Genomic DNA, 15,147 nt, shown 5'->3' on the forward strand with positions numbered 1-15,147 from the left:
GGTCAACTATGTTGTTTTAGCTTGTTTTTCGAGGTTATCGTGAGCAAACGCTTACTCAAGTCTGGCATGATTGTCAGTGCTATGACACTTATCTCCCGCGTATTGGGATTAGTGCGTGATATTGTAGTTGCAAATCTTATGGGGGCTGGTGCAAGCGCAGACGTATTTTTCTTCGCTAACCGAATTCCTAACTTTTTGCGTCGCCTATTCGCTGAAGGGGCATTCTCTCAAGCCTTTGTTCCTGTCCTAACAGAATATCATGCGTCAGGTGACATTAACAAAACTCGAGACTTAATTGCCAAAGCATCGGGTACTCTGGGAGTATTAGTCTCTATTGTTACTTTGCTAGGTATTGTGTTCTCCGGTGTTGTTACGGCTGTGTTTGGTGCTGGTTGGTTTATTGATTGGCTTGATGATGGTCCGGCGGCTCCAAAATTCGAATTGGCGAGTCTGCTGCTCAAAATCACCTTTCCTTATTTATGGTTCATTACTTTTGTCGCTCTATCTGGGGCTATATTAAATACCCTCGGAAAATTCGCGGTTTCTTCTTTTACGCCTGTGTTTCTTAACGTAATGATGATCCTTTCGGCTTGGTATATCTCACCAAACTTGGATCAGCCAGAGATCGGTTTAGCAATAGGTGTATTTTTGGGTGGTTTAGCTCAGTTTTTATTCCAACTGCCTTTTCTGATCAAAGCGGGAGCGCTAGTTAAGCCCAAATGGGGCTGGAAAGATCCTGGTGTGGTTAAAATTCGCACTTTGATGATTCCTGCTCTGTTTGGTGTCTCTGTAAGCCAAATCAACTTATTATTTGACTCGTTTGTTGCAAGTTTCCTGCAAACTGGTTCTATCAGTTGGCTTTATTATTCAGACCGTTTATTAGAATTTCCACTGGGCTTGTTTGGTATTGCTATTGCAACTGTTATTCTGCCTGCGCTTTCACGCAAACATGTGGATGCACATAGTGAAGGGTTTGCTCATACCATGGATTGGGGGGTGCGCATGGTGACTTTATTAGGGGTCCCTGCCATGCTTGGCTTGATGGTATTAGCTAAGCCAATGTTGATGGTGCTTTTCATGCGAGGTGAGTTCTCTGCGAGTGATGTTGAGCAAGCGTCGATGTCGCTTTTGGCTTATGCTGCAGGGCTTCTGAACTTTATGTTGATAAAGGTTCTCGCACCTGGCTATTACTCGCGCCAAGATACCAAAACTCCGGTTCGCTACGGCATCATAGCTATGGTGAGTAACATTGTCTTCAACGCTATTTTCGCTTGGTTCTATGGTTTTGTTGGTTTAGCTGCTGCTACCGCGTTATCAGCCTTCATTAATATGGCTCTACTTTATAATGGTTTGCACAAGCAAGGCGTATATCAGCTTTCTCGTAAAACAGTATTGTTCTTTGCGCGATTGGTAGTTGCTGGTGGTGCTATGGTGGCTGCTATTTTGTGGCAACTGGAAGACATGTCGATTTGGCTAGAGTGGAGCTTCCATCAGCGTGCATTAATACTGGCTGCGCTTATTGGTTTAGGCGCAATTGTTTATTTGATCACCGCATGGGTTCTAGGCTTACGCCTAAAGGACTTAAAAGCGGCGACAGAATAATGTTAATTAGGGTATAATCCGCCAGTTTCGCACCAATATAACTGAGAACTATAGGTTTTAAACGTATTCCAATGGAATTAATACGCGGTATTCATAACATCAAAGCACAACATAATGGCTGTGTGTTGACGATTGGTAATTTTGACGGTGTTCATTTAGGACATCAGCGAGTTCTTCATAAAGTCTCTGAACAAGCAAAGTCGCTGAATTTACCTTCGGTCGTAATGACATTTGAACCGCAGCCTATGGAGCTTTTCCTAAAAGACAAAGCGCCAGCTCGGTTAACTCGTCTGAGAGATAAGTTTGTTCAGTTGAGTAAACTTGATATTGATCGACTATTGTGTGTGAATTTTAACCATCATTTTGCCAGCTTAGATGCGGACACTTTTATCCGTGACTTGTTGGTAAAACGTTTGGGTGTTAAGTTTCTGGTTGTTGGCGACGATTTTTGTTTTGGCCGTGAGCGTAAAGGTAATTTTGCTATGCTCAAAGAGGCTGGAAAAAAATACGGTTTTGAAGTCGTCAGCACGGAAAGTTTCTGCTTAGAAGAGCTTCGCGTGAGTAGTACGGCGATTCGCGAATCGTTGGCCGAAAACGATCTGACGGGAACGTCAGAAATGCTAGGAAGAGATTATAGTATCAGCGGTCGAGTTTCCCATGGTCGAAAACTGGGTCGTACTATTGGTTTTCCTACGGCAAATATTCCACTAAAACGCTGTGTTTCACCTGTGTCTGGTGTGTATGTTGTCGAAGCTTATGGACTAGGTGAACAACCTATTGGTGGCGTGGCAAATATCGGTCAGCGACCAACAGTAAACGGTGTTCGTCAGCAGCTAGAAGTGCACTTATTTGACTTCCAAGGCAATTTATATGGAAAGCAGCTAGAAGTTGCACTTTTACATAAGTTAAGAGATGAGAAGAAGTTTGAGTCATTTGATGCGCTTAAACAACAAATAGAATTGGATGCTGAAGCGGCTAGGGTGTGGTTGCTTCAGTTTAAGAATTAGCCAGTTGATTCCACTGGTTAAAAATAATGTCTAACTTCGCCCAATACAACGGAATTAAGAATCGATGAGTGACTATAAAAATACCCTGAATTTACCAGAGACAGGGTTCCCAATGCGCGGTGATCTGGCTAATCGTGAGCCAGCAATGTTAGAGCGTTGGTACCAAGAAGATCTATACGGTGAAATCCGTAAAGCTAAAAAAGGCAAAAAATCTTTCATCCTGCATGATGGCCCTCCATATGCCAACGGTGATATTCATATTGGTCACGCACTAAATAAGATTCTTAAAGACATTATTATTAAATCTAAAACACTTTCTGGTTTTGATTCGCCATACATTCCAGGTTGGGACTGTCATGGTCTACCAATTGAATTGATGGTAGAAAAGAAAGTGGGTAAACCTGGACAAAAAGTGACAGCAGCTGAGTTCCGCGAAAAATGTCGTGAATACGCTGCGGGTCAAGTTGAAGGCCAAAAAGAGAGCTTCAAACGTCTTGGTATTCTTGGTGAGTGGGATAAACCGTACCGCACTATGGATTTTGCTACAGAAGCAAACATCATTCGTGCGCTAGGCAAAATTGCCGATAACGGTCACTTACTGAAAGGTTTCAAGCCTGTTCATTGGTGTACAGATTGTGGTTCAGCTCTTGCTGAAGCAGAAGTAGAGTACAAAAACAAAGTATCTCCATCTATCGACGTACGTTTCAAAGCGGCAGATGAATCTGCACTGCTTGCTAAGTTTGCTCTTCAATCTGACCATGCAGGTGAAGGTGACGTTTCAATCGTTATCTGGACAACTACACCATGGACGCTTCCAGCAAACCGTGCTGTGTGTCTTCGTGACGATTTAGAATATGTGCTAATTCAAGTTGAAGGCGCTCTTGAAAAAGGTCAGCATCCAGAGCGTATTATCGTTGCTTCTGAGCTTGCTAAGGAAGTGATGGATCGTGCTGGCATTGAGCAGTTCCACAATCTAGGCTTTGCTAAAGGCAGTGATCTAGAGTTGACTCAGTTCCAACACCCATTCTATGACTTCACTGTTCCTGCGATCCTTGGTGATCACGTTACAACAGACTCTGGTACTGGTGTCGTTCACACAGCGCCTGGTCACGGTCAAGAAGACTTTGCAGTAGGTCAAAAATACGGTCTAGAAGTAGCAAACCCAGTAGGTTCAAACGGTGTATACCTGCCAGATACGGAGTTCTTTGCTGGTCAACATGTATTCAAAGCGAATGACAATGTAGTAGAAGTACTGAAAGAAAAAGGTGCTCTTCTTCATCATCACGCCTATGAGCACAGCTACCCACATTGCTGGCGTCATAAAACACCAATCATCTTCCGTGCAACGCCACAATGGTTCGTTTCTATGGACCAAGCGGGTCTTCGCGCCCAAGCTCTGAAATCGATCAAGAGCGTTCAATGGATGCCGGAATGGGGTCAAAGCCGTATCGAAGGCATGATAGAAGGTCGCCCTGAATGGTGTGTTTCTCGTCAACGTACGTGGGGTGTACCAATTGCTCTGTTCGTTCACAAAGAAACATCTGAGCTTCATCCAAACAGCCCTGAACTGATTGAGAAAGTTGCGAAGCTTGTGGAAGAGAAAGGTATCCAGGCATGGTGGGATGTTGAATCTGCGGAGTTGCTTGGTGCAGATGCTGAGAAATACGAAAAAGTATTAGACACGCTAGACGTATGGTTTGACTCTGGTGTCACTCACTACGCGGTTGTTGATAATCGTGAAGAGTTCAACGGCGCGGAAGCGGACATGTACCTAGAAGGTTCTGACCAACACCGTGGCTGGTTCCAATCTTCTCTGATTTCATCTATCGCGATGAAAGGTAAAGCACCTTACAAAGAAGTGTTAACTCACGGTTTCGTAGTTGATGGTCAAGGTCGTAAGATGTCTAAATCTATTGGTAACGTGGTTGCTCCTAAAGATGTCACCAACAAGCTAGGTGCAGATATCCTACGTCTATGGGTTGCTTCAACAGACTACACTGGTGAAGTCGCGGTTTCTGATGAGATCCTGAAACGCAGCGCCGATTCTTACCGTCGTATCCGCAACACAGCTCGTTTCTTCCTAGCGAACTTAAATGGTTTCAACCCTGCAACTGATATGGTTGCGGCAGAAGACATGGTTGCTCTGGATCGTTGGGCTGTCGCTCGCGCACTAGCTGCACAACAAGAAATTGTTAAGGCATACGATGAGTACAACACTCACGCAGTTGTTCAACGTCTAATGCACTTCTGTTCTGTGGAAATGGGTTCTTTCTACTTAGATGTAATTAAAGACCGTCAATATACAGCGAAGAAAGGTGGCCATGCTCAACGTAGTTGCCAAACGGCACTTTACTACATCGTAGAAGCTCTGGTTCGTTGGATGGCACCAATTATGTCGTTCACAGCAGATGAAATCTGGAACGAGATGCCAGCGAAACAAGAGAATGGTGAAGATCGTAGCAAGTTTGTATTCACCGGCGAGTGGTACCAAGGCCTGTTTGGCCTTGTAGAAGGTGAAGAATTTAACAATGAATTCTGGACTGAAATTCAAGAAATTCGCGGTGCTGTAAATAAACTAATTGAAAACGCTCGTAACGAGAAAACTATCGGTGGTTCACTACAAGCAGAAGTGACGCTGTTTGCTGAAGACGGACTAGCGGCGAAAATCAACAAACTTGAAGATGAACTTCGCTTTGTACTGCTGACTTCTAAAGCTGCGGTTAAGCCAGTTTCTGAGAAGACAGACGCTGCGCATGAAACTGAAATTGAAGGTCTGTTTGTTCAAGTAAATAAAGCTGAAGCAGAGAAGTGTGACCGTTGTTGGCACCACACTGCAGATGTTGGCACTATTGCTGGACACGAGAAAATCTGTGGTCGTTGTGTGTCTAACGTTGACGGCGAAGGCGAAGTTCGTAAGTTCGCATAATCAAAGGCTTTTAGATGACACAGCAAGCATTAACGCTAAAACAATCAGGAGTGCGCTGGCTATGGCTTGCACTCGTGATGTTCGTGGCGGACATTGGCATTAAACTCGTTGTTATGAATAGCATGGGTTATGGGTGGGATAATCGCATTGAAATCCTTCCATTTTTTAACCTGCTTTATGTCCATAACTACGGCGCAGCTTTTAGCTTCTTAAGTGATCAAGCTGGTTGGCAACGTTGGTTTTTTACTGCAATCGCTTTTGTTGTAACTGGCTTACTCGCATTTTGGATGAGACGTCTACCTGCGAGTGATAAATGGAACAACATTGCGTATGCGCTGATTATTAGCGGCGCTGTGGGTAACGTGTTTGATCGCGTTGTACACGGATTTGTGGTTGATTACTTAGATTTTTATTGGGGTAATTACCACTGGCCCGCATTTAATTTAGCGGATAGTGCAATTTGTATTGGTGCGGCGATGATTATTTTAGATAGTTTCCGCAATAATAAAAAAGCGGCGTAAGTTCTAGCACCTCCTAATAACCCTAAGCGCTGTCCGTTGATTCGGAGAGCGCTTTTTGTTAGAAAAAGACCTAATAAATTAAATATAAAGAAAACGAGACGTATAGATCTCGATTAACCTGAAGGAAGCCCAACGTGACAACAATTAATCAAGATTCTGCCGTGACCCTGCATTTCACTATTAAATTGAAAGATGGCTCTGTTGCTGACAGTACGCATAACTTAGGCAAACCAGCCAAGTTTGTGATTGGTGATGGCAGCTTAAGTGAAAATTTTGAACAGTGCCTTATCGGAATGACAGCAGGACAAAGCCAAGCTATCGAATTAGCCGCTGATGATGCTTTTGGACAGCCAAATCCAGATAATATCCACCATATGGACCGCGCGAAATTTATCGGTGAGTCTGAGGTGGAAGTCGGTACTATCATGGCATTTAGTGGCCCTGATGGTATGGAAATTCCGGGTATTATCACCGAGATTGTAGGCGACTCTGTGACGGTTGATTTCAACCACCCTCTAGCCGGACAAGATGTTATCTTTGATGTCGAAATTTTGTCTGTTGAATAACTGATTACTTAAAATACATCCATGAGCAACAACATGAAAATACTGTTAGCTAACCCTCGCGGCTTCTGCGCTGGTGTTGATCGTGCCATCAGCATCGTAGAGCGTGCATTAGAAATGTATCAGCCACCTATCTATGTTCGTCACGAAGTGGTACACAACCGTTTTGTGGTTGAAGGGCTAAAACAGCGTGGAGCAGTTTTTGTCGAAGAGTTGCATGAAGTGCCGGACAACAACATTGTGATTTTTTCTGCTCATGGTGTTTCTCAGGCCGTACGTATAGAAGCAAAAGAGCGTGACTTGACGGTGTTTGATGCGACATGTCCTTTAGTGACCAAAGTTCATATGGAGGTAGCGCGTGCAAGCCGTAAACATATGGAAGTGGTGTTAATCGGTCATGCTGGACATCCTGAAGTTGAAGGTACTATGGGGCAATATGCCAGCAATAAAGGTGGTATGTATTTGGTTGAAAAGCCAGACGATGTTATTGCTTTGGTTGAGAAAGTTAAAGATCCAAGTCATCTGCATTACGTAAGCCAAACAACGTTATCTGTGGATGAAACAGCGGATGTGATAGATAAACTGCGTGAAGTGTTCCCTGAAATTCAAGGTCCGCGCAAAGACGACATTTGTTACGCTACTCAAAACCGTCAGGATGCCGTTCGTATTCTAGCAAGTGAAGTGGATGTGATGATTGTAGTAGGTTCTAAAAATTCATCGAATTCAACACGTCTAAAAGAGTTGGCAGAAAAGTTAGGTACGCCAGGATATCTGACTGACTGCCCTGAAGATGTGCGCCCGGAGTGGTTTGACGGTAAGAGTCAAGTAGGTGTAACTGCAGGTGCTTCAGCACCAGAAGAGTTGGTTAACCAAATTATCAATCGTATTAAAGAACTCGGGGCGACTTCAGTGGAAGAAGTGCTAGGTCGTGAAGAGAATATGTTTTTCGAAGTGCCAAAAGAGTTACAGATTAAGCAGATTGATTAATCTCTTTTCTCATAGTTTTCTCTTTCGTTGAACAAAAAAGAAGGGCTCCAATCGGAGCCCTTCTTAATTTCTACAAAAACGTTGTTTATGAAAACTAAACAGTTTCAGTCACGCCTGATGGTTTTTCTTCGTCAGCGTACTCTGTATCGCCTTTACCTTTAGAGATTTTGATTACGTAAGCAGTAATTGCTAGAGCCGCTACAACACCAATGATAGTTGATAGTTGCATTGATTGACCAAACCCTAGCGTACCGTTGTTCAGGATAAAGGTAATACATACAGCAGTCATAAACGCTGCTGGAACTGTTGTGATCCAGTGGAACTTGTTATGGCGTAGTAGGTAAGCAGATGCTGTCCACAACATCATTACCGCTGTAGCTTGGTTTGCAAAACCGAAGTAGCGCCAGATGATACCAAAATCTACTTGAGTCAGTACACCACCGATAACGAATAGTGGTAGCGCCATGAATAGACGGTTACGCAGCGTTTTTTGTTCCATGTTGAAGTATTCAGCAAGGATTAGACGGCTTGAACGGAACGCAGTGTCGCCAGAAGTGATTGGTAGGATAACAACGCCTAGGAATGCGATAATACCACCGAATACACCTAGTAGACCGAATGAGGCGCTATAAACAACATTACCTGGACCACCATTAGCAATTGCAGCTTGTAGACCTTCTAGCGAATCGAAGAATGATAGAGCGATAGCACACCAGATTAGCGCGATGATACCTTCACCGATCATTGCTCCGTAGAAAACGAAACGACCGTTGGTTTCGTTCTCAATACAACGAGCCATTAGTGGTGATTGTGTTGCATGGAAACCAGAGATTGCACCACAAGCGATTGTGATGAATAGTGCTGGCCATAAAGGCATATCTTTAGGGTTCAGGTTGCTGAACATGTCGCTTGGTTCAAAGCCAGCTAAAATTTGGTGTTCGCTTGAGAACGCAATAGCCGTAATCAGACCTACAGACATGAAAATTAGAAGCGCACCGAATAGTGGGTAGAAGCGGCCAATGATTTTATCTACAGGTACGATTGTAGCAAGAATGTAGTAAGCAAAGATGATCACAACCATAGTGCTCATGCTTACTGTTAGGCTAGTTTGTTCATTGACTAGGTTAGTGATCATGCCCGCTGGAGCTGAAACGAATACCACACCAACAAGAAGTAGTAGAACAATGGCAAAGATGTTCATAAAGTGTTTTGCGCCATTGCCCAAGTAACGACCTGTCATGGTTGGTACTGATGCACCACCGTTACGAATTGAAAGCATGCCTGAGAAGTAATCGTGAACTGCACCAGCAAATACACAACCAACAACAATCCATAGCATTGCAGCAGGACCATAAAGGGCACCCATGATTGGACCGAAGATTGGACCAACACCAGCAATATTTAGAAGTTGAACTAGGTAAACTTTAGGCGTTGACATACGAACATAGTCGACACCGTCAGCTTTAGTATGGGCAGGCGTTTTACGTTTTTCGTTAATACCGAAGATTTTCTCTACGATAGCACCGTAGATGAAATATCCAGCTAGCAGTGCTGCTACACAGGTTAGGAACCACAACATAGCGATTGTCCTTTGTTATTGGATTAATAAATAAGCTCAATTTGCATAGTAATCGGTTGCTACGCTAGTAACATGCGCTTTCCTAGTGAGTGGTCAAATAGAGAATTAAGTGGTTTCTGATGTAAATAAGTGGTTTCTGATGTTGGATAGTGGTTCCTTGCAAAGGTTAAGTGGTTCGGTAAGCGGATTTAGTAGGAAAGATTTAGCAATCAGTGGTATATCTAAAGGGCTGAAGATTTTTTGCTAAATAGAAGGTAAATAATGAAAAAAGCAATTGTTGCGTTGGCTGTGTTAGGGCTCTTTGGCTGCGTAGCCAGTGATAGCGATTTGGCAAAAGAAGGAAATTGGTATCAAATTGGTTATCAGGACGGTATGGTTGGACATTCTCAACGTTCGCATAAGCGATTATCTGAACTGGGTGATGTTCAAGTATCGGATTATGAAAATGGCTATTCAGCAGGCATCGCTGAATATTGCAATCCTAATTTTGCTTATCAAATCGGTGTCAGTGGTCAATATTACGAAGGTGTGTGTGAAGGAACAGAACAGGCACAGCAATTTCGTATGGAATGGCAACGTGGCTGGAATGAATACAATAACTAACTAAATTTTTATTTCATTGTCCTTTTCTTATTCGTTAGTTACAGGATGTTGAGGTGCAACGATGCACGACGAATCACTCGCGTTAGCTTTAGCCAGTGTTGGTGTTGTTGGTTTATTTTGTCAGTGGCTGGCTTGGCGTTTACGCTTGCCAGCCATTTTGTTTTTGCTGCTCGCAGGCATTATTGCCGGACCTCTAACCGGTGTTCTTGTGCCTCAACAATTGCTTGGCGAGTTATTATTTCCACTAATCTCATTAGCGGTTGCCGTCATCTTGTTTGAAGGCAGCTTAACGCTCAATTTTAAAGAGATACGCGGTGTCAGTAACACCGTGTGGAGCATTGTCTCTTTTGGTGCCTTTATCTCATGGGCTATCACTTCTTTTGCTGCTCACACTTTGCTTGGGTTTGATTGGACTCTCGCATTTCTATTTGGCAGTTTGACTGTAGTGACGGGACCGACCGTTATTGTCCCTCTATTACGAACGGTAAGACCAAATACTCGGCTGTCAAACATACTCCGTTGGGAAGGTATCCTTATCGACCCGTTAGGTGCGCTTTTCGTTGTAATGGTGTATGAGTTTATTGTTTCAAGTAGCGAAGCACATAGCCTACAAGTGTTTGGTCTCATCATCGTCGTTGGTTTAGTTCTTGGCGTATTATCCGGGGGGGCTGTCGCTTATGTACTGCGTAAAAGTCTTATTCCGGAATATCTTCAACCTTTTGGCGTTCTTAGTGTGGTGTTAGGCATCTTTGCTCTCTCAAACCACATCGAATCTGAATCTGGTTTGCTAACTGTGACTGTGATGGGGATGTGGCTTGCTAATGCCAAAGATGTGAATATCCGCCACATTCTGCATTTCAAAGAGAATCTCACCATCTTGTTGATTACCGGACTTTTTATTTTGCTAGCAGCACGTATTCAACTGAATGACTTCACCACATTGGGCTGGAGCGCGCTGTTACTGTTTGCTGTGATGCAGTTTGTTTCCCGCCCTGTTTCAATATTGCTTTCAACCTTGCGCAGCAGTTTAGCATTTAAAGAAAAACTCTTTCTCGCATGGGTAGCACCGCGAGGCATTGTTGCTGCGTCCATTTCGTCATTGTTTGCGATTAAGCTTAGTGCTGTAGGTATGACCGAAGCTGAGTTATTAGTTCCACTTACCTTTATGGTCATCATCGGTACTGTTGTTTTGCAAAGTGCGACGGCAAGGCCGATGGCATTAGCGCTCGAAGTGGCTGAGCCAGCACCGAAAGGTTTTCTTATCATTGGTGCTAATGATGTCGCTCGTCAGTTGGGCTTGGCGATTATGAAATACGATTGCCGAGTCGTGCTCACCGATTCGAACTGGGACTATATTCGCCAAGCTAGAATGGCAGGGTTGGAGAACTATTATGGGAATCCGATTTCAAGTCATGCCGATGAGTATCTGAACTTAATTGGTATTGGGCATGTCGTGGCGTTAAGCCCGGATAAACACTTCAACATAATGGCGTGTATGCAGTTTTTATCTGATTTTGGTGAGAGGCGGGTGTTTTGTCTGCATGATAAGGTAAATGGTAACACTAAAGATAAACACGTAGTCGCGCAGGAATATCACGGTTTATCATTCCTAGGTGCTGATGTCAGTTACAAAAAACTGGCAAGCTTAATCAATCAGGGTGGTGAAATTAAACATACTAAGCTAAGTGAAAACTTCACTTATGATGATTATTTAAAGAAACATCAGGATAGCTACGTTTTGCCGCTGTTCTTGGTTGATTCTCGCAATCGTGTGCAAATATGTTCTGACCTAAATTCATTTGCACCAAAAGAAGGGGAGACAGTTGTCTCATTGATTAAAGCCTAGTTGGGGTTTCAGTTTAGGTTGTATGAATGTTTAATTGACGACTATGTAACAAAAAGAGCCTCAAAAGAGGCTCTTTTAGATAAGAATAAAGGGGAAGAGTTATTGCTCTTTAATCACCTTATGCAGTACACCGTCAGATTCAGACAGCTTCTCTTTTGCAAAATCTGCATCCACCCCCGTCAATAGCATCAAAATGGCGACTTTAGCGCTATAACCGCATTCAATTAATAGCGATTCTGCTGTTTGGGAATTGCAATCTGTGGCTTGCATAACGATTCGAATTGCACGCTTCTTTAACTTTTCTTGGTCATTAACCGTTTTATGATTAGGCTTTGGCGACTGAAAATGCTGCTCTAAATCATTCAGTTCCTGTTCTTTTGACACAATATGAGAAAGCGCGGATAAAAGTGCGTCGTTAGCCATGAATTACCTCAATAACCTCTAAATTGTGATGCTTGTCGCTATATTAATCCGAAAAATAGATAACGCCAAGACTTGCAAGGCGAGAGGCTCCAGTAACTGCAGGCAAATTACTTGGCAAATTATGCATTCTGCGCTGAGCAAGCCATGCAAACGCCATGGCTTCCATATAGTCGCTATCGACGCCTTTGCTGATGGTCGGAGCAACTGTCCAGTTTGGTAGAAGAGATTGGATTCTTGCCATCAGTAAGGGGTTTTGTGCGCCGCCACCACAGACCAACAGTTCTGGCTGTGGACCTATCGTAAATTTAGTCACTTCGTTACAGATAGTTACTGCGGTAAATTCGCACAAAGTGCGAACAACATCTTCCGATGAGTAATGGGTGCCCTCGAGATGTTTTTCTAACCAAGGTAAGTTAAACAGCTCTCGCCCAGTGCTCTTCGGTGCTGGCTCATATAGGTAAGATTCTTGGCAAAAATGCTCTAGCAATTCAGGTATAACTTTGCCTTGTTTGGCTCTAGAGGCATCTTTGTCATAACTCTCATTCCAGTTAAGTTGACACCACGAATCCATCAACATGTTGCCTGGACCTGTGTCATAGCCAACCACGTCACCTTTAGGTTTAAGTACAGAGATGTTCGAGATGCCACCGATATTGAGCACCACCACACTGGAGTCTTTTACTTTAAAAATGGTGTGGTGAAATGCAGGAACTAAAGGAGCACCTTGTCCTCCCAATGCCATGTCTTTTCGTCTGAAATCTGCAACAGTAGTAATACCTGTTTTTGCAGCGATGATGTTGCTGTCGCCCAATTGCATCGTAAACGGTTTTTCACTATTAGGCTGGTGGAAAACGGTTTGTCCATGGCTGCCAATAGCTCGAATCTGTTGTTTATCAATGTTCGATTTCTCAACCAGAGCCAATGCAGCTTCAGCAAACAGATGACCAAGCTCATGATCGATCTCGCCAATTTCCGGTAAGTGAGTTGCCTGACCAATACAAATATTCAACACGCGAGATTTGAGATCTGCAGGAAATGAAAAGAAGTCGTGCTCAATAAGTTCGATTTCATCGTCTTGTATCGCCACCAAAGCGGTGTCGACACCATCCAAACTCGTTCCAGACATAATTCCTATATACAGTTCACGTTCATTCATTATGTAATCTCGCCGTCATATCTAAACAAACTCATTGTAATTGAAAAATAAACTGAATAACCTCACTCGCAGTGACAAAATTTGAACTTAGGAGAAATAATGGGACCGTTATGGCTTGATGTGGAAGGCTATGAATTGACCGCAGAAGATCGCGAAATTTTGCAACATCCTACGGTTGGTGGCGTCATATTGTTTGCTCGCAATTACCACGATAATCAACAGCTATTGGCGTTAAATAAAGCGATTCGCCAAGCGGCAAAGCGTCCTATCTTAATCGGTGTCGATCAAGAGGGGGGCCGAGTTCAGCGTTTTCGTGAAGGTTTTAGTAAAATTCCAGCGGCTCAGTTATATGCGAAGTGTGAAAACGGCGCAGAGTTAGCAAAGCAAGGTGGCTGGTTAATGGCTGCGGAGCTGATTGCTCACGATGTCGATTTGAGTTTTGCACCAGTGCTCGATAAAGGCTTTGAATGTCGTGCCATTGGCAACCGTGCGTTTGGTGAAGATGTCGCAACAGTACTCAAACACAGCAGTGCTTTTATGCAGGGAATGAAATCTGTAGGTATGGCGACAACAGGCAAGCACTTTCCTGGGCACGGTGCTGTGATTGCAGATTCTCATTTAGAAACGCCTTACGATGAGCGTGAAGCTATCAGCGATGATATCTCGATTTTTAAAGCTCAGATTGCAGCTGGAATTCTCGATGCCATGATGCCTGCTCACGTTATTTACCCGCATTTTGATGATCAGCCTGCTAGTGGCTCTCCTTATTGGTTGAAAAAGGTTTTGCGCCAAGAGATGGGATTCAAAGGCATTATCTTCTCTGATGATTTAAGTATGGAAGGTGCTGCAATCATGGGGTCGCCAGCAGAGCGTTCACAGCAAGCGCTTGATGCAGGCTGCGACATGATTTTAATGTGTAACAAGCGTGAAGCGGCTGTTGAAGTGTTGGATAACTTAGCGATTGTTGAGGTTGCTCAAGCTGATCAACTACTGAAGAAGCAAAACTTTAGTTATCAAGAATTAAAATCAGCGGAACAGTGGAAGCAAGCGGTGTCTGCGATGCAACGAATCATAGATCAGCACAGCTAATTTTGGCTTAAGCCGATATTGGACACAAACACGCACTTGTTCATCCTGAAGCTCCAACGAGCCGTCCATGGTTCGTTGGGTTTGTTTATCAATATCGGCACACTACTACTGGTTAGTTAAACTGGTTAGTGAAATCCGAGTTTTTCTTTTAGCTCTTTTAAGTAGCGACGGCTGACTGGAACTTTGTGCTCCGAACGCGTAATAATTTCCGCTAATCCATTTTCAAGCAGCTTTATTTCTTTAATCGCTTTGAGATTAATTAAATACTGGCGATGACAACGCAGAAGATGCGTTTTTTCTTCCAATATTTTCAACGTAAGCTGGCTGGTGGCTCTTTGATTATGGGTTTGAACATGTACGCCGCTAATATCAGTAAACGCATACTCAACCTCAGTTGTGGGAATAATAACGATTCGGTTCAGACCAATACACGGCACCTGATCCAAGGTGGTAGGTGCGATGGTTGAGTAGTCTTTCTTTTGCGTTGTGCTACGTTGCAGACGTTGAAGCGTTTTGTTCAACCGTGCTATTTCAATCGGTTTCAACAAGTAATCAAATGCGTTGTCTTCAAACGCTTGCAAAGCATATTGGTCATAAGCGGTGACGAACACAACCTTAGGCATGGTTTCAGGGTCCAACATACTCAACATTTCAATGCCTGTGATTTGAGGCATCTGAATATCAAGGAAGACTACATCTGGTTTTAGTTGGTTTATTTTCTTAAGACCTTCAATGGCGTTGTTCGCTTGTCCGATAACATTAATTTCGCCACTCTCTTCAAGTAATTCTGTCAGTTCTTCACGGGCGAAAAGTTCGTCGTCAATGACCAGTGCTGAAAGCATTCT

13 protein-coding genes are annotated in these 15,147 nt (G+C 43.5%); 9 read left to right on the top strand and 4 right to left on the bottom strand.

What is annotated here, in order from left to right; all coding sequences use genetic code 11:
• Positions 1–39: 39 nt before the first annotated feature.
• From murJ to ispH, 6 genes are all read left to right on the top strand, one after another.
• Positions 40–1,602: a murein biosynthesis integral membrane protein MurJ gene (gene murJ / locus G5S32_RS02905; protein ID WP_165310404.1), complete on the top strand. Its 1,563-nt coding sequence runs from the start codon at positions 40–42 to the stop codon at positions 1,600–1,602.
• Between the two features lie 71 nt (positions 1,603–1,673).
• On the top strand, positions 1,674–2,609 hold the full coding sequence (ribF, locus tag G5S32_RS02910; RefSeq protein ID WP_165310405.1) for a bifunctional riboflavin kinase/FAD synthetase: 936 nt from the start codon (positions 1,674–1,676) through the stop codon (positions 2,607–2,609).
• A gap of 64 nt (positions 2,610–2,673) precedes the next feature.
• On the top strand, positions 2,674–5,535 hold the full coding sequence (gene ileS / locus G5S32_RS02915; protein ID WP_165310406.1) for an isoleucine--tRNA ligase: 2,862 nt from the start codon (positions 2,674–2,676) through the stop codon (positions 5,533–5,535).
• A 14-nt stretch (positions 5,536–5,549) separates the two neighbouring features.
• Positions 5,550–6,056 (top strand): signal peptidase II, encoded by a 507-nt coding sequence (gene lspA / locus G5S32_RS02920; protein ID WP_165310407.1) that lies wholly within the window; start codon positions 5,550–5,552, stop codon positions 6,054–6,056.
• Positions 6,057–6,190: 134 nt separating this feature from the next.
• Positions 6,191–6,622, top strand: coding sequence for an FKBP-type peptidyl-prolyl cis-trans isomerase (fkpB, locus tag G5S32_RS02925; protein ID WP_165310408.1), 432 nt, complete (start codon positions 6,191–6,193; stop codon positions 6,620–6,622).
• A gap of 21 nt (positions 6,623–6,643) precedes the next feature.
• Entirely contained in the window at positions 6,644–7,606 is a 963-nt protein-coding gene (ispH, locus tag G5S32_RS02930; protein ID WP_165310409.1) for a 4-hydroxy-3-methylbut-2-enyl diphosphate reductase, read from the top strand.
• A gap of 94 nt (positions 7,607–7,700) precedes the next feature.
• Here ispH and G5S32_RS02935 read toward each other — a convergent pair whose 3' ends face one another.
• Positions 7,701–9,185 (bottom strand): carbon starvation CstA family protein, encoded by a 1,485-nt coding sequence (locus G5S32_RS02935; RefSeq protein WP_165310410.1) that lies wholly within the window; start codon positions 9,183–9,185, stop codon positions 7,701–7,703.
• Positions 9,186–9,446: 261 nt separating this feature from the next.
• Here G5S32_RS02935 and G5S32_RS02940 point away from each other — a divergent pair, with 261 nt between their 5' ends.
• Both G5S32_RS02940 and G5S32_RS02945 read left to right on the top strand, forming a co-directional pair.
• Positions 9,447–9,788: a DUF2799 domain-containing protein gene (locus tag G5S32_RS02940; RefSeq protein ID WP_165310411.1), complete on the top strand. Its 342-nt coding sequence runs from the start codon at positions 9,447–9,449 to the stop codon at positions 9,786–9,788.
• 61 nt (positions 9,789–9,849) lie between these two features.
• The gene (locus G5S32_RS02945) at positions 9,850–11,634 is read left to right on the top strand and encodes a cation:proton antiporter (protein WP_165310412.1); all 1,785 of its coding nucleotides are present in this window, start codon (positions 9,850–9,852) and stop codon (positions 11,632–11,634) included.
• A gap of 99 nt (positions 11,635–11,733) precedes the next feature.
• On the opposite strand, the gene G5S32_RS02950 is transcribed toward G5S32_RS02945, so the two are convergent.
• Positions 11,734–12,057: an N-acetylmuramic acid 6-phosphate etherase family protein gene (locus G5S32_RS02950; protein WP_165310413.1), complete on the bottom strand. Its 324-nt coding sequence runs from the start codon at positions 12,055–12,057 to the stop codon at positions 11,734–11,736.
• A 43-nt stretch (positions 12,058–12,100) separates the two neighbouring features.
• Positions 12,101–13,213: an anhydro-N-acetylmuramic acid kinase gene (locus G5S32_RS02955; RefSeq protein WP_165310414.1), complete on the bottom strand. Its 1,113-nt coding sequence runs from the start codon at positions 13,211–13,213 to the stop codon at positions 12,101–12,103.
• A 99-nt stretch (positions 13,214–13,312) separates the two neighbouring features.
• On the opposite strand from G5S32_RS02955, the gene nagZ reads away from it, so the two are divergent.
• Positions 13,313–14,302 (top strand): beta-N-acetylhexosaminidase, encoded by a 990-nt coding sequence (gene nagZ, locus G5S32_RS02960; protein ID WP_165310415.1) that lies wholly within the window; start codon positions 13,313–13,315, stop codon positions 14,300–14,302.
• Positions 14,303–14,427: 125 nt separating this feature from the next.
• On the opposite strand, the gene btsR is transcribed toward nagZ, so the two are convergent.
• Complete coding sequence (gene btsR, locus G5S32_RS02965) at positions 14,428–15,144, bottom strand: two-component system response regulator BtsR (protein ID WP_165310416.1); 717 nt, start codon at positions 15,142–15,144, stop codon at positions 14,428–14,430.
• Between the last annotated feature and the right edge of the window lie 3 nt (positions 15,145–15,147).

Source organism: Vibrio ziniensis (genome assembly GCF_011064285.1).
Classification (GTDB): Bacteria; Pseudomonadota; Gammaproteobacteria; order Enterobacterales; family Vibrionaceae; genus Vibrio; species Vibrio ziniensis.